The sequence below is a fragment of the Leisingera sp. F5 genome, assembly GCF_001593695.1.
The window spans coordinates 188,931-207,196 of sequence record NZ_LUKH01000009.1 but is presented as its reverse complement, the minus strand read 5'-3'; the positions used below and the strand labels follow the sequence as shown (position 1 = coordinate 207,196).

General features: G+C 62.1%; 15 protein-coding genes, 2 tRNA genes and 2 pseudogenes. 11 read left to right on the top strand and 8 right to left on the bottom strand.

Translation table 11 applies throughout. The annotated features are described in order from the left end of the window. The first annotated feature begins 2 nt into the window (after nucleotides 1-2). The 11 genes and pseudogenes from A2I95_RS08425 (at nucleotide 3) to A2I95_RS08375 (ending at nucleotide 11,248) form a co-directional block, all read left to right on the top strand. Nucleotides 3-1,421 (top strand): FAD-dependent oxidoreductase, encoded by a 1,419-nt coding sequence (locus A2I95_RS08425; RefSeq protein ID WP_291729341.1) that lies wholly within the window; start codon nucleotides 3-5, stop codon nucleotides 1,419-1,421. A gap of 15 nt (nucleotides 1,422-1,436) precedes the next feature. Next, the gene (locus A2I95_RS08420; protein WP_291729340.1) at nucleotides 1,437-2,822 is read left to right on the top strand and encodes a HAMP domain-containing sensor histidine kinase; all 1,386 of its coding nucleotides are present in this window, start codon (nucleotides 1,437-1,439) and stop codon (nucleotides 2,820-2,822) included. A 101-nt stretch (nucleotides 2,823-2,923) separates the two neighbouring features. Next, nucleotides 2,924-3,000 (top strand) — tRNA-Arg (locus A2I95_RS08415). Nucleotides 3,001-3,641: 641 nt separating this feature from the next. Next, a pseudogene (locus A2I95_RS08410) lies at nucleotides 3,642-4,069 on the top strand (transposase); the annotation flags it as partial. Between the two features lie 267 nt (nucleotides 4,070-4,336). Then, nucleotides 4,337-4,450, top strand: a pseudogene (locus A2I95_RS08405) (transposase); the annotation flags it as partial. 190 nt (nucleotides 4,451-4,640) lie between these two features. Next, nucleotides 4,641-6,200 (top strand): ABC transporter substrate-binding protein, encoded by a 1,560-nt coding sequence (locus A2I95_RS08400; RefSeq protein ID WP_291729339.1) that lies wholly within the window; start codon nucleotides 4,641-4,643, stop codon nucleotides 6,198-6,200. A gap of 145 nt (nucleotides 6,201-6,345) precedes the next feature. Further along, a complete protein-coding gene (locus tag A2I95_RS08395) occupies nucleotides 6,346-7,326 on the top strand; it encodes an ABC transporter permease (protein WP_291729338.1) in 981 nt (326 codons plus the stop codon). After that, a complete protein-coding gene (locus tag A2I95_RS08390) occupies nucleotides 7,323-8,273 on the top strand; it encodes an ABC transporter permease (protein ID WP_291729337.1) in 951 nt (316 codons plus the stop codon). The genes A2I95_RS08395 and A2I95_RS08390 overlap by 4 nt, the downstream gene beginning before the upstream one ends. Nucleotides 8,274-8,277: 4 nt before the next feature. After that, entirely contained in the window at nucleotides 8,278-9,273 is a 996-nt protein-coding gene (locus A2I95_RS08385) for an ABC transporter ATP-binding protein (RefSeq protein WP_291729336.1), read from the top strand. After that, entirely contained in the window at nucleotides 9,270-10,313 is a 1,044-nt protein-coding gene (locus A2I95_RS08380) for an ABC transporter ATP-binding protein (RefSeq protein WP_291729335.1), read from the top strand. The genes A2I95_RS08385 and A2I95_RS08380 overlap by 4 nt, the downstream gene beginning before the upstream one ends. Nucleotides 10,314-10,327: 14 nt before the next feature. Continuing rightward, on the top strand, nucleotides 10,328-11,248 hold the full coding sequence (locus A2I95_RS08375; protein WP_027257403.1) for a LysR family transcriptional regulator: 921 nt from the start codon (nucleotides 10,328-10,330) through the stop codon (nucleotides 11,246-11,248). A 69-nt stretch (nucleotides 11,249-11,317) separates the two neighbouring features. Here the strand turns inward: A2I95_RS08375 and A2I95_RS08370 are convergent. From A2I95_RS08370 to A2I95_RS08335, 8 genes are all read right to left on the bottom strand, one after another. Beyond that, a tRNA-Pro gene (locus A2I95_RS08370) sits at nucleotides 11,318-11,394 on the bottom strand. Nucleotides 11,395-11,567: 173 nt separating this feature from the next. Next, the gene (leuB, locus tag A2I95_RS08365) at nucleotides 11,568-12,671 is read right to left on the bottom strand and encodes a 3-isopropylmalate dehydrogenase (RefSeq protein ID WP_291729334.1); all 1,104 of its coding nucleotides are present in this window, start codon (nucleotides 12,669-12,671) and stop codon (nucleotides 11,568-11,570) included. A 120-nt stretch (nucleotides 12,672-12,791) separates the two neighbouring features. Continuing rightward, nucleotides 12,792-13,835: an endonuclease/exonuclease/phosphatase family protein gene (locus A2I95_RS08360; RefSeq protein WP_291729333.1), complete on the bottom strand. Its 1,044-nt coding sequence runs from the start codon at nucleotides 13,833-13,835 to the stop codon at nucleotides 12,792-12,794. After that, nucleotides 13,832-14,668: a hypothetical protein gene (locus tag A2I95_RS08355; RefSeq protein WP_291729332.1), complete on the bottom strand. Its 837-nt coding sequence runs from the start codon at nucleotides 14,666-14,668 to the stop codon at nucleotides 13,832-13,834. Before A2I95_RS08355 ends, A2I95_RS08360 begins: the two co-directional genes overlap by 4 nt. Nucleotides 14,669-15,042: 374 nt before the next feature. After that, complete coding sequence (gene leuD, locus A2I95_RS08350) at nucleotides 15,043-15,648, bottom strand: 3-isopropylmalate dehydratase small subunit (RefSeq protein WP_027257407.1); 606 nt, start codon at nucleotides 15,646-15,648, stop codon at nucleotides 15,043-15,045. An 84-nt stretch (nucleotides 15,649-15,732) separates the two neighbouring features. Then, nucleotides 15,733-16,521: a hypothetical protein gene (locus tag A2I95_RS08345; RefSeq protein WP_291729331.1), complete on the bottom strand. Its 789-nt coding sequence runs from the start codon at nucleotides 16,519-16,521 to the stop codon at nucleotides 15,733-15,735. A gap of 71 nt (nucleotides 16,522-16,592) precedes the next feature. Next, a complete protein-coding gene (gene leuC / locus A2I95_RS08340; protein ID WP_291729330.1) occupies nucleotides 16,593-17,996 on the bottom strand; it encodes a 3-isopropylmalate dehydratase large subunit in 1,404 nt (467 codons plus the stop codon). Nucleotides 17,997-18,049: 53 nt separating this feature from the next. After that, nucleotides 18,050-18,148 (bottom strand): isopropylmalate isomerase, encoded by a 99-nt coding sequence (locus A2I95_RS08335; protein WP_245602898.1) that lies wholly within the window; start codon nucleotides 18,146-18,148, stop codon nucleotides 18,050-18,052. Between the last annotated feature and the right edge of the window lie 118 nt (nucleotides 18,149-18,266).

Genomic DNA, 18,266 nt, shown 5'->3' with positions numbered 1-18,266 from the left:
ACATGAGCCGCATTGAATGTGATCTCCTGATTATCGGCGCCGGATCGGGCGGGCTGTCGGTGGCCGCTGGGGCCAGTCAGATGGGTGCCTCTGTGGTGCTGCTCGAAGGCCATAAGATGGGCGGCGACTGCCTGAACTATGGTTGTGTGCCCTCCAAGGCGCTGCTGGCCAGCGGCAAGGCGGCGCACGCCCAGGCGCATACCCAAGCATTCGGCGTGGCGGATCAGCATCCGCAGCCGGATTATGCCGCGGCCAAGGATCATGTGCAGGCGGTGATTGATACCATCGCCCCGGTCGACAGTCAGGAACGGTTCGAGGGCTTTGGCGTGCGGGTGATCCGCGAGTTCGGCCGTTTCGTTTCGCCAACAGAAGTCGAAGCAGGCCCGCACAGGATCATTGCGCGGCGGGTGGTGATTGCCACCGGTTCTTCGCCGCTGGTGCCGCCGATTCCGGGGCTGGACAAGGTGCCGTATGAGACCAACGAAACCCTGTTTGAGCTGCGCGAGAGGCCGGAGCATCTGTTGATCATCGGCGGCGGTCCGATCGGCATGGAAATGGCGCAGGCGCATATCCGTCTGGGCAGCAAAGTCACCGTGATCGAAGGTTTCAAAGCGCTGGGCAAGGATGATCCGGAGGCCGCATCGCTGGTACTGGACAGATTGCGCGCAGAAGGCGTGGAGATCGTGGAGGGCGCCATGGTGTCCCGTATCGGCGGCCAGGCCGGGGCGGTTGAGGTGGAGACCAAGGACGGCAGCCTGTTTAAGGGCAGCCACCTGCTGATGGCGGTGGGGCGCAAGGCCAATATGGAGCGGCTGAACCTCTCTGCCGCCGGGGTTGAAACCACGGATAACGGCATCAAGGTGGACGGCAGCCTGCTGACCGCCAACAGACAGGTCTATGCCATCGGCGACGTGGCCGGCGGGCTGCAGTTCACCCATGTAGCGGGCTATCACGCCAGCGTCATCATCCGTTCGGCCCTGTTCGGCCTGCCGTCGAAGGCAAAGACCAGCCATATCCCCTGGGTCACCTATACCGACCCGGAGCTGGCGCAGGTTGGCCTGACCGAGGTACAGGCGCGCGACATCTATGGTGTCAAACTGGAGGTGGCGCGGTTCGACTACCATCACAACGACCGTGCCATTGCCGAACGCAAGACCAAGGGCTTCATCAAGGTGATGGTGTTCAAGGGCCGTCCCGTCGGCGCCACCATCGCGGGCCATCAGGCTGGCGAATTGATCAGCCTGTGGTCGATGGCGCTGGCCAACCGTCTGAAAATGAGCCAGATTGCGGCCATGGTTGCGCCTTACCCATCGATCAGCGAGATTAACAAACGGGCGGCAGGGGCCTATTTCTCCCCGCGGCTGTTTGAGAGCGGTTTTGTGAAACGCGCAGTGCGCTTTGTTCAGCGCTGGATTCCTTGAGGTAAGGGCGGCGGGATGCTCAACACGCTTTCGGGCAGATTTCTGATCCTGACAACTGTTTTCGTGATGCTGGCCGAGGTGCTGATCTTTGTGCCTTCAATTGCGCGGTTCCGCGAGGATTACCTGGCCGACCGGCTGCAGCGGGCGCAGATTGCCTCGCTGGCGCTGCTGGCGGACGACATGCTGGAGACGGAGCTGGAAGCGGAGCTTCTGGAGAATGCCGGTGTCTACAACGTGGTGCTGCGCCGCGATGAGATCCGCCAGCTGATGCTGGCCTCGGCCATTCCGCAGCAGATCACCGGCACTTATGATTTGCGGATGGCGGGGGCAATGACCCTGATCCGGGATGCGGTGCTGCGGCTGTCCCGGCCAGAAAACGAGATTATCCGGGTGATCGGCGCGCCGGTGCGCGATGCCGGGCTGCTGATCGAGGTCACCATGGAAACCGCGCCGCTACGGATGGCGATGATCGATTACGGGGTTCGGATCCTGGTTCTGTCGGCGGTGATTTCGGTTTTCACGGCGCTTTTGCTGTTTGTTGCGGTGCGGATTGTGCTGGTGAAACCGATCAAGAGCGTGGTTGGCTATATGCAGCGCTATGCGGCGGCTCCGGAAGATGCGCGGGGCATCATCCACCCGAGTTCCAGCGTGGTGGAGCTGCGCGAGGCAGAAGAGGCGCTGATGCAGTTGCAGACCGAGCTGACACAGGCGCTGAAGCAGCGCGAGCGGCTGGCCCAGCTGGGCGGCGCGGTCGCCAAGGTGAGCCATGATCTGCGCAACATCCTGACCTCTGCGCAGCTGTTCACCGACCGGATAGAAATGAGCGAGGACCCCCTGGTGCGCCGGCTGGCGCCGAAGCTGGTGAATTCGATCACCCGTGCGGTTTCCTTATGTGAGGGCACCCTGGCGTTCGGCCGTGCGGAGGAACCTTCGCCCACCTTTGCAGTGGTTTGCCTGCATGAAATCACTGCGGATATTGCCGAAAGCGAGCTGCTGGCCGCGGACAGCCAGCTGGTCGGGATCGTCAATGCGGTGCCCAAACCGATGATGCTGCGCGCCGATTCCGAACAGCTGTTCCGCATTGTCATGAACCTGGTGCGCAATGCCCGTCAGGCGATCACGGCCACCGGAAAGCCGGGCCGGATCACGGTTGGCGCGTATGAGGAAGAGGACGCTTGGTACATCACCGTTGCCGACACCGGCCCCGGCTTGCCGAAGAAGGCGCAGGACAATCTGTTCACCCCGTTCCAGGGCGGTGCCCGCAAGGGCGGCACCGGGCTGGGGCTGGCCATAGCGGGCGAGCTGGCTCGCGGCCATGGCGGATCGGTCGTGCTGAAGGAAACCAGCCCGGCAGGCACCGTTTTTGAGATCTGCCTGCCCAAGGGCGACGGCACAATTTGACCGCGGCAAGCAGGCTGGCGTGAACTATGTCAGCCGGAGGAAACTAATTTTGGGTTTTGGGGTTGCGACTCCCCAGCACTATGAGTAAACCCCGCCGCAGTGGACCGATAGCTCAGCTGGATAGAGTACTTGACTACGAATCAAGGGGTCGGGGGTTCGAATCCTCCTCGGTCCGCCACTTCTTCTGTTCTCAGGCGACACGTAGTTTTGCCTTTTGCGACAGAATCTTTCCTTTTTCGTGTCTCCAACATGCCCGCTCGCGCCTCCTGTTCCGCCAGTGGCGAAGCCTTCCCTGATTTTCACTTCGGAAGACCTCGTGTCTTCTGGACTGCGGCCGGACGGTGATCTGACACACGGGGCCGGAGCGGTGAAATTGGGAGGGGCCCGCGCCTGGCGCGGGAGGAACCGGATTTCTCCGTGGAGGCTGGCGCGCAGCAGCATCAGAACCCGTGTTCAGATTGCCGGCCGGATGGCAGGCGGACCAATCATATGGAAAATGCCGGGGGCAGGGGGGAGCGGGTGCAGCCCGCCGATGCCCTGTTACGACTCCTGGGATATGCAATCCGCGCGCCTCGCGCGGATTTTTACTGTCACTTGCAGAAGGCGGAGCTGCCCAGGCCGGAATGTCCAGCCTCGCTTCCGCAAAAGGGATCGTTACCCTCTGGGGCGGAAACCGGGTCGTGCAAACGACTTGTGCCCGCGGTGGAAAGTGGCTCGGAACGAGACATGTTCCGCCGCTCTCGGGCCACAGGGAGATTGCGCTATCCGGATAGAGCCCGGTCACGAGTTGAAAGCTCGGGTCAACCGAGGAGACAGACGATGAAGAGAAGCCGGTTCAGCGAAGAACAGATCATAGGCATTCTGAAGGAGCACCAGGCCGGGATGGGCGCGAAGGAGTTGTGCCGCAAGCACGGCATCAGCGATGCGACCTTCTACAAGTGGCGGTCGAAGTATGGCGGCATGGAAGTTCCGGACGCCCGGCGGCTGAAGGCGCTGGAGGCAGAGAACGCCAAGCTGAAGAAGATGCTGGCGGAGCAAATGCTTGATGCCGCCACGCTGAAAGAGATGCTTGGAAAAAACTTCTGAAGCCCGGTTCAAGGAGACGCGCCGTGGACTGGGCCATGAAAGAGAAGAGTTGCTCGCAACGGCGGGATTGTGCGCTGGCCGGGATCGATCCGCGTGTGTACCGGCGGCGCCCGGCCAGCCCGGAAGATAGCGCATTGCGTCAGCGATTGAAGGAGTTATCCGGCGTTCCAATCAAGGCACACGGCGACAATTCGCCGGGTGCGGATGCCTGCTCAGGCCAAAACGCCTCGGCCAAGAGTTGGAGACCGGTATTGTAAACACCGGCGTGGAACAATCTGCGACTGAATATCGCTCACTTTGGCGGGTTTGACGAAGAAAGGTTCCCTGCAAATCCCGGATGCCCACCCACATCTGTCGCCTAGCCGAGGACACGGCCCTGTCGAATGGGGGTGCCCGAGGGGGAGGGCAGCGCCCTCAGCTTGACGGCCATCCGGTCCGAACGCCGGATCTGCGAGGAGGTGCATCTGAACTTGGCGTATCGGTGGTTCTGTCGGCTTGATCTGAGTGACCGGGTTCCGGATCACTCGGCGTTTTCGAAGAACCCCGAGTTTTTCAGCAGCCTGTTAACTGTGCTTTCGCCTGAGCGCTGCCCACAAGGGCTTGCAAAGGCACGGATATTCCTGAAGCGCATAGCTCCAATGTGCAGGTTGCATACCCTATGCGATATCGGCATTTCACAGATGCCGCGCCACCGGATAGCGTTCACGCCATAATCACAGGGGAGTATGCCTAATGACGAAATTTGTCAGAAGCCTGGCGGCTGCTGCGGTGGTGGCGATGGCACCGGTTGCCTACGCCGAAACCACCGTGCGCGTTGCCTATGACGCTGACCCGGTCTCGCTGGATCCGCATGAACAGTTGTCCGGCGGCACGCTGCAGCTGTCGCACATGGTCTTTGACCCGCTGGTGCGCTGGACCCAGGACCTGCAGTTCGAACCGCGCCTGGCCGAAAGCTGGGAGCAGATCGACGGCACCACCATGCGCTTCAAGCTGCGCAGCGGCGTGACCTTCCACAGCGGCAACCCGCTGACCGCCAAGGACGTGGACTGGACCTTTGACCGGCTGAAAGAAAGCGACGATTTCAAAGGCATCTTCACCCCGTTCACCGATGTTGAAGTCGTCGATGACATGACCTTCGACCTCAAGACCTCGGAGCCTTATCCGCTGGTCCTGCACACCGCGACCTACATCTTTCCGATGGACAGCGCCTATTATTCCGGCACCACTGCCGACGGCAAGGACAAGGCCGAGATCGTCAAGCACGGCGACAGCTTTGCCTCCCGCAACGTCTCCGGCACCGGCCCGTTCATCGTCTCCGAGCGTGAGCAGGGCGTGCGCGTGGTGTTCGACCGCTACGCCGATTACTGGGACGCAGACGCCGGCAATGTCGACAAGATCGTGCTGACCCCGATCAAGGAAGACCCGACCCGCGTGGCAGCCCTGCTGTCCGGCGATGTCGACTTCATCGCGCCGGTTCCGCCGACTGACCTCAAGCGCGTGGCGGATGCCCAGGGCGTTGACCTGATCACCATGCCCGGCACCCGCATCATCACTTTCCAGATGAATCAGGACCGTGTTGAGGCCTTCAAGGACGCCCGCGTCCGCAAGGCGATCGATTATGCGGTGAACAACGCTGGCATCGTTGACCGCATCATGCGCGGCTTCGGCACCGTCGGCGGCCAGGCCAGCCCGGCGGGCTACCTGGGCTACAGCGAAGGCTTCGCGCCGCGCTTTGACCTGGAAAAAGCCAAGTCGCTGATGGCAGAGGCTGGTTATGCCGATGGGTTCTCGATCACCATGATGGCGCCGAACAACCGCTATGTGAACGACGACAAGATTGCCCAGGCGGTGGCCTCGATGCTGGCGCAGATCAACATCAAAGTGGATCTGCAGACCATGCCCAAGGCCCAGTACTGGCCGACTTTCGACGAGCGCGCGGCGGACATGATGATGATCGGCTGGCACGCGGATACCGAAGATTCCGCCAACTTCCACCAGTTCCTGACCGCCTGCCCGGATGAAGCAACCGGCAACGGCCAGTACAACTCTGGCAACTACTGCAACGAAGAAGCTGATGCGCTGATGAATGCAGCCAATGCGGAAACCGATCCGGCCAAGCGTGGAGAGCTGCTGCAGAAGCTGGAAGGCATCCTGTACGACGAGGCCGCGTTTATCCCGCTGCACTGGCAGAACCTGGCATGGGGCGCCAAGTCCGGCATGAACGCAGGCGACATCGTGAACGCGCTGAACTTCCCCTATTTCGGTGACCTGGTCGTCGAGACCGGCAGCTAAGCCACTGATTTAACCCGGGCCGGTCTCCCCGGCCGGCCCGGGCCACCCCCATAACAAGCGGCCGCCAAGGCTGTGTTTGCAGGATCCGCGTCCCGCTTGGACAATGCGCCCTGCGCTGTAACCAAACTCTACAAAGGTCAGGAAGATGTTTGCCTATCTCGCCAAGCGAGTGATCCAGGCGATTGCCGTGATGTTCGTCATCTCGCTGATTGCCTTCGCCATCCAGGGCAACCTGGGCGACCCGCTGCGCGAGCTGGTCGGACAGTCGGTTTCGGAAGAAGTGCGCCAGCAGCTGCGCGATGAGCTGGGGTTGAACGACAGCTTCGTGACGCAATACCTGCGGTTCGCGGGCAATGCGCTGCAGGGCGATCTGGGCACCTCCTATTTCTTCAAGGAACCGGCGCTGGACGTGATCCTGAAGAAGCTGCCGGCAACGCTGGAGCTGGTGTTCGGCGCGACGCTGATCATCGTCGGATTCTCAGTGCCGCTGGGTGTCTATACCGCGATCAAGCCCAATTCGATCCTGAGCCGTATAATCATGGGCCTGTCGATCATCGGCATTTCGATCCCGGTGTTCCTGACTGCGATCCTGATGATCTTTGTGTTCTCGGTGGAATACGGCTGGCTGCCCTCTTACGGGCGCGGCGACACTGTACAGGTCTGGGGCTATTGGCAAACCAACTTTGCCACTGCTGACGGCTGGCTGCATATCATCCTGCCGTCGATTGCGCTGGCCTCGATCATGCTGCCGCTGTTTGTCCGGCTGATCCGGGCCGAGATGATGGAAGTGCTGCAGTCGGAATACGTGAAATACGCCAAGGCCAAGGGCATCAACCCGTGGCGCATCTATTTTGTGCATGCGCTGAAGAACACGCTTTTGCCGGTGATCACCGTGGGCGGCGTGCAGATCGGCACCATGGTGGCCTATACCATCCTGACCGAGACGGTGTTCCAGTGGCCGGGCATGGGGTTCATGTTCCTTGAGGCGGTGAACCGCGTCGATACCCCGCTGATCGTGGCCTATCTGATTGTTGTCGGCTTCATCTTTGTGGTCACCAACACCATCGTCGATCTGATCTATGGCCTGGTGAACCCGACCGTGAATATTGCGAGGATGGGCGCATGAGCACTGAAACGATTTCCCCGAAATCCGAACCGTCGCGCTGGTCCAAGGCTTGGAACTCCAACATGGGATACAGCTTCCGCCGCAACCCGGTGGCGGTGGTCAGCATGATCATCTTCCTTCTGATCGCCGTGGCGGCCTTTCTGGCGCCGCTGATCGCGCCCTTTGACCCTTACGATCCGGGGTCCATTGATATCATGAACTCAGAATATCCGCCGGCCTGGGTCAGCGGCTCGTTGCCTGAATTCATGCTGGGCACTGATGATCAGGGCCGCGACCTGTGGTCCACCATCCTGTACGGCACCCGATTGTCGCTGCTGATCGGTATCTGCGCCGTGGCGCTTCAGGCCTTCCTGGGCATCTCCATCGGACTGATTGCCGGCTATGTCGGCGGCCGTCTGGACAGCTTGCTGATGCGGATGGCGGATATCCAGCTGTCCTTCTCGACCCTGATGGTGGCGATCATCTTCCTGGCTGTGACGCAGGCGATGTTCGGAACTGATACGTTCAACCGCTATGCCGTTGTCTTTCTGATTGCGGTGATCGGAGTGGCGGAATGGCCGCAATACGCCCGCACCGTGCGCGCCACCGTGCTGGCCGAGAAGAAAAAGGAATACGTCGACAGCGCCCGTGTGCTGGGATTTGGCCCGATGCGGATCATGGTGCGGCACATCCTGCCGAACTCGCTGTCGCCGATATTCGTGATCTCCACCGTGCAGGTCGCCAACGCTATCATTTCCGAGGCGTCGCTCAGCTTTCTGGGTCTGGGCATGCCGCCGAGCCAGCCGTCGCTGGGCTCGCTGATTTCCTCGGGGTTTGATTACATCTTCTCCGGCAGCTGGTGGATCACCGCGATCCCCGGCGTGGTGCTGGTGGTGCTGGTCCTGGTCATCAATCTGCTGGGCGACTGGATGCGCGACGTCCTGAACCCGAAACTTTACAAGGGGTAACGCGATGAGCCTTCTTTCCGTTCGCGACCTGACCGTGAAATTCGCCATGCGCGACGAGACGGTCACTGCCCTCAACGGCATTTCTTTTGACCTGGCTAAGGGCGAGCGCCTGGGTATTGTCGGCGAAAGCGGCGCCGGCAAGTCGATCACAGGGTTCTCGCTGATGAACCTGCTGAGCCGCCCCGGTTACATCGACAACGGCCAGATCCTGTTCGATGGCGAGGACGTCGTGCAGATGAACGACAAGCGTCTGCGCACCCTGCGCGGCAACCGCATGGCGATGATCTTTCAGGACCCGATGGTGACGCTGAACCCGGTGCTGACCATCGGTCAGCAGATGGTTGAAACCCTGCTGGCGCACCGCAAGCTGAGCCGCGAAGAAGCGCGCCAGATCGCCATCGTCAAGCTGCGTGAGGTCTATATCCCCTCGCCGGAGGAACGTCTGGAGCAATACCCGCACGAGCTGTCGGGCGGCATGCGCCAGCGGATCATCATCGCAATTGCGCTGCTGCTGGACCCGCAGCTGATCATCGCGGATGAGCCCACGACGGCGCTGGATGTGACCATTCAGGCCGACATTATGGAGCTGATGCTGGAGCTGTGCCAGTCGAACCAGGTGGGGCTGATCCTGATCACCCATGATTTGGGCGTGGTCAGCCAGATGACCGAGCGCACGCTGGTGATGTATGCCGGCCGGATCATCGAGGCGGGGCGCACGCGGGAAATCATCAACGACCCGCAGCACCCCTATACCCAGGGACTGATCAACGCGCTGCCGCAGCAGACCGTGCCCGGCCAGCGGCTGAAGCAGATCCCCGGCAACATGCCCGGGCTGACCAGCATCCCCACCGGCTGCGCCTTCAATCCGCGCTGTAAATATGCCACCGATCTGTGCCGCAGCCGGGTGCCGGACATCGTGCATTACGGCGAGGTCGAGGTGGCCTGCCACGAGGTGCAGCGCCTGAACAGCGATGAAGACCGTCAGGAGGCACGGGCATGAAGGACGCAAAGACAGACCGCCCGCTGCTGCAGATCAAGAACCTGGAAAAGCGGTTCGATCTGGATCAGGGCTTCCTCGAGACGCTGAAGTTCAAACACGGCAAAATCGTGCGCGAAAGCCGCTCGGTTCACGCGGTAAACAACGTCTCGCTGGAGGTGGGCCGCGGCGAGGCGTTGTGTGTGGTTGGCGAGTCGGGTTGCGGCAAGTCGACAGTGGCGCGGCTGGTGGCCGGACTGCTGACCCCGACCGCGGGCGAAATCCATTATGACGGCCAGCGCATCGACGATCTGTCGCGCGGCGCCATGCAGCCCCTGCGCAAGAAGATCCAGATGATCTTCCAGAACCCCTATGCTTCGCTCAACCCGCGCATGACCATCCGGCAAGCGCTGGAAGAACCGGTGCGGCACCACTTTCCAAACGCCTCGGCAGCAGAAGTGCGCGACAAGGTGACCGAGGTGATGCTGTCGGTGGGGGTCGATCCCAGCTGGGCGAAACGCTACCCGCATGAGTTTTCCGGCGGCCAGCGCCAGCGCATTGCCATTGCCCGCGCCCTGACAGTGGATCCGGAGTTCATCATCGCGGATGAGCCGATCAGCGCATTGGACGTGTCGATCCAGGCGCAGGTTTTGAACCTGATGCTGGAAGCCAAGGAAAGCCGCGGCCTCACCTATCTGTTCATCACCCACGACCTGAGCGTGGTGGAGCATTTCGGCACCCGTGTTGCGGTACTTTACCTTGGGTCGGTTTGCGAGGTTGCGGACACAGCAACGCTGTTCTCCAACCCCAAACATCCCTATACTCGGGCCTTGCTGTCCGCGGTGCCGCAGCTGAAGGACGACCGGCCGAACCATATCCGCCTTAAGGGCGAGATCCCGACGCCGATCAATCTGCCGACAGGCTGCCCCTTCCAAAGCCGCTGCGCCTTTGCGGACGCACGATGCAAGAGTGAACAGCCAAAAGCCATTCACCAGCCCGATGGCAGCACAGTCGCCTGCCATGCTGTCGAAGAAGACAGGCTGGATGCGGTGGCCGCCGGTTAGGACGGGACGCCCAGTTGGACATCATCTGGCTTAAGGACTTCGAGGCTTTGGTCGCGTGCAAGAATTTCTCGCGCGCGGCCGAGGAGCGCAATGTCAGCCAGCCGGCGTTCTCCCGCCGCATCCGGGCGCTGGAGAATGAGATCGGCGTGCGGCTGATCAACCGCGAAACCCTGCCGCTGACCCTGACCCCGGCGGGCGAGGTGTTCCTGTCGCAGTCCCGCATCATGCTGCGCACCTACGAGGAAACCATCGAGCGCTGCCAGACGATTGATGCCGCGGGCGAAAATGTGATCCGCTTCGCAACGTCCCAGTCGCTGTACATGACGCATTACAAGACTTTGATCGCGCCCCTGGCCAGCGAGGGCGGGGTGGATACCGATCTGAACTCCACCTCCTGGGCTGCGGACCAGTTCGTCAGTGCGCTGCAGCAGGGCTATTGCGATGTGATCCTGACCTACTGGCATCCGTCGATGGATTTCCTGGGTCCGCTGGAGGTTGCCAATTTCGATCATCTGACCCTGTCCACCGACCGTTATGTGCCGGTTTCCCGGACAACCCCTGACGGCGTGCCCGAGTTTTCCTTTCCCAAGGGCGGCAAGGATGCGGTGCCCCTGTTGTCTTATGGCGCGGTCTCGGCGTTGCGCTCAGTGCAGGAATTCGCGCTGGCGCAGCTGTTGCCCGGCCAGAAGGTCTTTGTGGTCAATCAGAACGCGCTGGCCAATAGCGTCAAGGCGATGATCCAGGAGGGCTTTGGCATGGGCTGGCTGCCCCTCAGCCTGTGCCGTGAGGAGATTAAACAGGGACGCTTTGCGGTGGTGGATGAGCGGCTGGCAACAGATCTGGAAATCCGCCTGTACCGCGACCCGCGCAGCACCAAGCCGACGTTGGAGGTGTTGTGGAAAAAGCTGCGGATGTCCGCGCTGGAAACGGTCTGATCCTCATGTCCCGGAAACATTGAACACCGTTTCAAAATAAAAAAGACGCCCTAAGGCGCCTTGTTTTATTGGTCGGAGCGAGAGGATTCGAACCTCCGGCCCCTGCCTCCCGAAGACAGTGCTCTACCAGGCTGAGCTACGCTCCGACCGTGGAGGGCGAAATAGCTCAGGGGGCGGGGTTTGACAAGGGCGATTCCGTAGAAAGCTGTGGTTTTCAGGAATTCTTTTTGCGGGCGCAGATGGGGCCGGCGCAGCCGTGAAAAAGCCCCGCGCTGACGGTCAGGCGGGGCTTTGGAACTTGCTTGGACCGGCCTGGAAATCAGAGGCTGGTATCCAGAGCTGCAATCACGGCATCGCCCATCTGGCTGGTGGAAACCGGCTCCACGCCGTCTTCGCCCAACAGGTCTGCAGTGCGCACACCGTCAGCCAGGACTTTCTCAACCGCGGCTTCCAGACGGTCGGCCTCGGCGCCCTGATCAAAGCTGTAGCGCAGCGCCATCGCAAAGCTCAGGATGCAGGCGATCGGGTTGGCCTTGCCCTGGCCCGCGATGTCGGGAGCAGAGCCATGCACGGGCTCGTACAGCGCCTTGGGACGGCCGTTTTCCATCGGTGCACCCAGCGACGCGGAAGGCAGCATGCCCAGCGAGCCGGTCAGCATCGCCGCGCAGTCGGACAGGATGTCGCCGAACAGGTTATCGGTCAGGATCACGTCGAACTGCTTGGGCGCGCGCACCAGCTGCATGGCGCCATTGTCGGCATACATGTGCGACAGCTCGACCTCGGGGTAGTCAGCGGAGACACGGGTCACAACCTCGCGCCACAGGATGCCGCTCTCCATCACATTGGCCTTCTCCATCGAGCAGACCTTTTTGCCCCGGCGCATCGCCAGCTCGAACGCGGAGCGGGCGGCGCGCTCGATCTCGCTCTCGGTATAGCGCTGGGTGTTGATGCCGACGCGCTCGTTGCCTTCCTCAAAAATGCCGCGCGGCTCGCCGAAGTAGACGCCCGAAGTCAGCTCGCGCACGATCATGATGTCGAGGCCGGCCACGATGTCCTTTTTCAGCGAGGAGAAATCCGCCAGCGCGTCAAAGCACTGCGCGGGGCGCAGGTTGGAATAGAGGTCCATTTCCTTGCGCAGGCGCAAGAGGCCGCGCTCGGGCTTCACTGAGAAATCCAGATCGTCATAGGCAGGGCCGCCGACGGCGCCCAGCAGCACGGCGTCAGCTTCTTGCGCCTTGGCCATGGTTTCATCCGCCAGCGGCTTGCCGTGCTTGTCATAGGCTGCACCGCCGACCAGATCCTCGCTCACATCGAACTGCAGGCCGCGCTTGCCGCCGAACCAGGAGATGATCTTGCGCACCTCGGTCATGACTTCGGGGCCGATCCCGTCGCCGGGCAGAATCAAAATCGATGGGTTGGGCATGAGGATCCTCCAAAAAACAGCTGGCAAGGGCGTAGCGGGACAGCGGGGCAGGGTCAATAATAGGCCCAGAAAATATAGGGGTTTGATGGGGATTTGCGCAGGCCGGGCCGAAGACTGGCCCTAGTCCAGCGCGATATCCGTCCAAACCAGCCGGTGGCGGCTGGCATTGGCTGCGGCTGCGTTCGGGGCATCCGGCCAGATAACGCCGGCTCCGGTGACGGCCAGCCCGGCAGAAGGCAGCAGATAATCCACCCGCATCCGCCCGGCGCCCTGCCACTCCACGGTTGCGGTTCCGGCTTGTGGGCTGCGCGGCTGCGGGTCCTGCAGCCGGGGATCGCCCAGCAGATTGCGGATGGCGTCCTTGCGGCCGTCACCGCGTTCCGGGTCGAGATTGGCGTCACCGGCAATCACAAAGGGCGCCTCGGGGACGGCGCCCAGGCGGCCATCCAGCAGCAGCTGCCACAGGCGGATTTCATCGCGGTTGCGCCGCCCGTTGCGGTCTTCCGGCCCGTCAAACACTGGCGGCGCGGCGTGAAATGTCATCACGTTCAGCTGCCCGCCGCCGGGCAATTCCAGCGGCACCAGCCAATGCGCGGTGGCAGACAGGCGCTGCACGGCTTGCACCTCGCCGGACGGAAACGGGCGCCCGTCCGGGTGTTCAGGCAGCAGGGCGCCGGGCAGGTCCCGCCACAGCAGGGCCGAGAAATCGCGGATCCGGTTACGGTCAACCGGCAGCCGCGACAATAGCGCAATGCCGTCTTGGCCGCGGAACCGGCCATAGCCCTGATTGTCGCGCGGCCCGCCGGTCCTGCCATCGCCGTCCATGTCCAGCGGGACCGGGGGCGGCAGCCCGGCATTGGGCTGCAGGGAAACGCGGTATGGATAGGCCGCGCCGGCCTCTTCCAGCAGCCGGGCCAGGGCGGCAAGGCTGCGGCCTTCGTAATCCCAATCCAGTCCCTGCAATGCCAGAACATCCGGCTGTGCGCCCGCGATCACCTCCACCACCGCGGCGATTTGCGGATCGCCGCCGCGCTCAAGGTCGCGCAGCAGCAGGCCAGGCCCGTCCCGTGACAGCTCTGTGTTGAAGGTGGCGATGCGCAGGGTGTCAGCCCGGGCTGCTCCGGCGGCAAGGATCAGAAGAAGACCCGCCGCCAGCCGCCTCATGCGGTTTGCAGTGCCTTATCGGCGGCGCTGCCTGCGGCGCGCCGTTTGTGCATGATCAGCCCGGCAATGCGCTGCATTGCCATACCGCGCATGATCATCGACGCGGGTACCAGCGCCCAGGCGCTGATTACCCAGATCAGCATATGGGGCGCCGCCAGTATTCCGGGATCGACCAGACCCGAGGTCATCTTGACCGCGGCGGGCAGGGCAAACGGCAGCAGAACGCCGCCGATGATATTGACCCGCGCGTCCCGCTGCAGCCGCTGCACCACATCGCCGCCGGCGGTGGGGTCGAACAGCGGCAGGTTGACCCAGACATTGAAAGCGCCGCTGCCGACAGGCCAATGGCCGACGCGGATCACCAGCGCAAAGACGGCAATCGCGGCGCCCGCGATCGCACAAGCCAGCCCGGCGGCATCGCGCACCATCAGCACGGTGGCTTCCGGAACCTGCGGCGGCAGCATCAGCACCGTCAGCTGCACCGGCGAATAGGCAAAGTCCAGTTGTCCGCCCAGCCAGCCGCCAAGACGGTGGATCAGCGCGGTCAGCCCGGTCGGTTCCAGCGGATGGGCGGCCAGCAGGCTCAGCGCGCCGACAGACGCAGCGCAGGCGGCAAAGCGCATCCGGTTGATCGGCGGCGCATTGCGGAACTCTACGATGCTGGGGAAGTGCGAGTTGTATTCGGTGAAGGCCAGGGCAGAGCCCAAGAGCGCGATGAACAGGATAATTTCCGGGGACTCGGTGGCCGATGCCGGCAGGATCAGCGTCGGCATGGCAAACAGCATAGCCACCAATATGCCGCGGAACGCCGCGCCTGTGATGCGTGCAAACACGTCTCTCAATCCCTTCAAACTGGAACGGGCGTTTTCGCCTCTGGGTCCAGATTTGAAGCCCCCCGGGGATGGCCCAGGGCGCTCTGCCTCATTTTTGCCCCATTGTTGCCGGGCGGCGGCTTTCCGCTCAAGGCCTGGCGGCAGGGCAGGGGGCACTTTCGCTGCGGGACTGGTGCCCGATTGCATCAGGGTTTTGGTGCAGGATGAGAGGGCTGGGGGCTGCCTACCAGATGCTGTGGCAAAGCGTCAGGAGAGCACTACGAGACTGTCAGCGCTGAATTGCGGCAGGAATACGGCGCGAATCTGGCAGGCGAAAAAAAAGAAGAGCCGCCCATGCCGGGCGGCTCTGATGTGGTCTTGGCAGTGCGCGGGGGTCAGACCCAGGGGCGGGCCTGCGCGGCCTTGTCTTCAAATGTTTTGATGGAGTCCGCTTTTTCCATGGTCAGGCCGATATCATCAAGACCGTTCAGCAGGCAGTGCTTCTTGAACGCATCCACTTCGAACGGGATCACCTCGCCGTCCGAGGTGGTGATCTCCTGCGCTTCCAGGTCCACGGTCATGCGGGCGTTTGCTCCCTTTTCCGCGTCAGCCATCAGGATGTCGACCTGTTCCTGAGGCAGCACGATCGGCAGGATGCCGTTCTTGAAGCTGTTGTTGAAGAAAATGTCGGCGAAGGATGTCGACACGATGCACTTGATGCCGAAATCGGCAATTGCCCAGGGCGCATGTTCGCGCGAAGAGCCGCAGCCGAAGTTGTCGCCCGCCACCAAAATCTCAGCGTCGCGGTACTGCGGCTTGTTCAGCACGAAATCCTCGATCTCGGTGCCATCGCGGTTAAAGCGCATCTCGTCGAACAGGTTCTTGCCGAAACCGGTGCGCTGGATGGACTTCAGGAACACCTTGGGAATGATCATGTCGGTGTCGATGTTCACCAGCGGCATCGGGGCGGCGATACCCTGCAGTTTCTGGAATTTTTCCATTGCCAGTCTCCTTGTGCGAACCCGTGTGAGGCAAGTCTGCCGGGTTCAGGTTTTTTGATGTCAGGGCCACGCGGCCCCGGAATTTCATTCAAGCGGGGGTTCGTTGCTGTTGGCGCTCAGGCCGCAGGCATCAAGGTCAAAGCCTATCTGTTCTGCGAAGTCGTCAACAAAGCTCCCGCGAAGCGGACGGACTCGTTTGTGAAAGGCGCGGATACGCGATGAATAGAGGTGGATCGCTTGGGTATCATTGCTGAGCCATCCTTCCACGCCGCCCATCGGGTTGAAGTAGGCGTCCGCAAAGGACCACGGCAGCGGGTTCAGTGCATCCTGCGGCAAGGCGTGCATGTCTTCACCATGCTTGGGCAGCATATACGACAGCGCACGCGGTCCGGCGGCAGTGGGTATCAGTTTGCAGGCCTCGTACAGCCTGCGCCCCTTGCCGGACTCCTTGGCAGCGCGCCGGGTGGCGGGACGCAACCATTCCGGGACATAGGAAGGATCGGAAAACAGGTCGATCAATTCGTTCAACGAGGCGGAATTCTCAGGCAAATGCAGCACAGCGTTGTTGATCATGCCGCTATGTTCATAGCCGGCCAAGTACCCATCCTTAGGTATGAAAGGGCGGTAACAGAATACATCCGTGTCGGCCCAAATCATGCCTGCATCCCGGATCATGCGCAGCCGGAAGAAATCGGAAAACACCGTTGGGCTGACCCGGTCCAAGAGATTTTCCGGGTAGTCCCAGATCTCGCGGGCTGAAACCAAGTCAAGCCCCTCGACTTGCGGGTCTTCCATGTCTTCCGTGTGGAACAGAGTGACCGGATGGCCTCTGTGCAGAAACGACTGCAAAGACATCCGGCCAATCCAGCTCATCTGCGATCCAACCCAGACCGTTCCCACCGGAAGCAAATCCGGTTGTACCGTATTTGCTCCGGCGGCAACCATCAGATCAACTCACGCACATCCGTCAGCCTGCCGGTCAGCGCGGCGGCGGCTGCCATCGCAGGCGACACCAGATGGGTGCGGCCCTTATAACCCTGGCGGCCCTCGAAGTTGCGGTTCGAGGTTGCCGCGCAGCGCTCGCCCTCGGACAGTTGGTCAGGGTTCATCGCCAGACACATGGAGCAGCCCGCAAGGCGCCACTCGAAACCGGCCGCTTCAAAGATCTCGGCCAGGCCTTCTTCCTCGGCCTGCGCCCGCACCAGGCCGGAGCCCGGAACGATCATGGCGCGCATGCCGTCCTTGATCTTCTTGCCCTTCACAATCTCAGCCACGGCGCGCAGGTCTTCGATGCGGCCGTTGGTGCAGGAGCCGATGAACACGGTGTCGATCTCAATATCGGTCAGCTTCTGACCGGGGGTCAGACCCATGTACTCGATCGAACGGCGGGCTGCCTCAACCTTGCCGCCGGTGAAATCCTCAGGCGCGGGCACAACACCGGTGATCGGCAGCACGTCCTCGGGCGAGGTGCCCCAGGTCACGACCGGCTGGATGTCTTCACCGCGCAGGGTGACAACCTTGTCGAAATGGGCGCCTTCGTCGGTGTAGAGCGTCTTCCACCAGGTCAGCGCGGCTTCCCACTGGGCGCCTTTCGGGGCGTGCGGGCGGCCTTTGACGTAGTCATAGGTGGTTTCGTCCGGGGCGATCAGGCCGGCGCGGGCGCCGCCTTCGATGGCCATGTTGCAGACGGTCATGCGGCCTTCCATAGTGAGATCCCGGATGGCTTCGCCGCAATACTCGATGACGTAGCCGGTGCCGCCGGCGGTGCCGGTTTCGCCGATCACCGCGAGGGTGATGTCCTTGGCTGTCACACCCGGCTTCAGCTTGCCGGTGATCTCCACCTTCATGTTTTTGGACTTCTTCTGAATCAGCGTCTGGGTGGCCAGCACGTGCTCGACTTCCGAGGTGCCGATGCCATGCGCCAGCGCGCCGAATGCACCATGAGTGGCGGTGTGGCTGTCACCGCAAACCACGGTCATACCAGGAAGTGTCCAGCCCTGTTCCGGGCCGACGATATGCACAATGCCCTGGCGGACGTCATCCACCGGGTAGTAATGCACGCCGAATTCACGGGCGTTCTTGTCGAGCGCCTCCACCTGAATGCGGCTTTCCTCGTTCTCGATGCCTTTGGCGCGGTCCAGCGTGGTCGGCACGTTGTGGTCCGGCACCGCGATGGTCTTGTCGGGCGCGTGCACGCCGCGGCCGGCCATGCGCAGGCCTTCAAAGGCCTGCGGGCTGGTCACTTCGTGGACCAGGTGGCGGTCGATATAGAGCAGGCTGGTGCCATCCTCGGCTTCATGCGCAATATGCGCATCCCAGATCTTGTCATAGAGTGTTTTGGGGGACATGGGTCCACTCCCGTATGTATTTGGGTATGCTGGCTTTGGGCTGGGCAACGGCCTTATAGGCGTGCCAGGACCGTGCGGGCGGCGCCATAGAACCGTTCGCGCAGCCGTGCGCGGTCTTGCAGTTCGATCTTTTGCGCCAATACGAGGGTCATGGCTGTCAGATACATCCGCAAGGGCCGGCAATCAAGATTCGTTCTAAGGCCGGGGGCAGCGGGTTCTGATCCGGAATTCTCCGGCCCGTCCGCCCCCATGGGCGGGCGCTGCCCTTGT

Coding starts and splice junctions, on each gene's coding strand:
- A2I95_RS08425 (WP_291729341.1), top strand. CDS start 3: ATGAGCCGCATTGAATGTGATCTCCTGATTATCGGCGCCGGATCGGGC.
- A2I95_RS08420 (WP_291729340.1), top strand. CDS start 1,437: ATGCTCAACACGCTTTCGGGCAGATTTCTGATCCTGACAACTGTTTTC.
- A2I95_RS08400 (WP_291729339.1), top strand. CDS start 4,641: ATGACGAAATTTGTCAGAAGCCTGGCGGCTGCTGCGGTGGTGGCGATG.
- A2I95_RS08395 (WP_291729338.1), top strand. CDS start 6,346: ATGTTTGCCTATCTCGCCAAGCGAGTGATCCAGGCGATTGCCGTGATG.
- A2I95_RS08390 (WP_291729337.1), top strand. CDS start 7,323: ATGAGCACTGAAACGATTTCCCCGAAATCCGAACCGTCGCGCTGGTCC.
- A2I95_RS08385 (WP_291729336.1), top strand. CDS start 8,278: ATGAGCCTTCTTTCCGTTCGCGACCTGACCGTGAAATTCGCCATGCGC.
- A2I95_RS08380 (WP_291729335.1), top strand. CDS start 9,270: ATGAAGGACGCAAAGACAGACCGCCCGCTGCTGCAGATCAAGAACCTG.
- leuB (WP_291729334.1), bottom strand. CDS start 12,671: ATGCCCAACCCATCGATTTTGATTCTGCCCGGCGACGGGATCGGCCCC.
- A2I95_RS08360 (WP_291729333.1), bottom strand. CDS start 13,835: ATGAGGCGGCTGGCGGCGGGTCTTCTTCTGATCCTTGCCGCCGGAGCA.
- leuD (WP_027257407.1), bottom strand. CDS start 15,648: ATGGAAAAATTCCAGAAACTGCAGGGTATCGCCGCCCCGATGCCGCTG.
- A2I95_RS08345 (WP_291729331.1), bottom strand. CDS start 16,521: ATGAGCTGGATTGGCCGGATGTCTTTGCAGTCGTTTCTGCACAGAGGC.
- leuC (WP_291729330.1), bottom strand. CDS start 17,996: ATGTCCCCCAAAACACTCTATGACAAGATCTGGGATGCGCATATTGCG.
- A2I95_RS08335 (WP_245602898.1), bottom strand. CDS start 18,148: ATGACCCTCGTATTGGCGCAAAAGATCGAACTGCAAGACCGCGCACGG.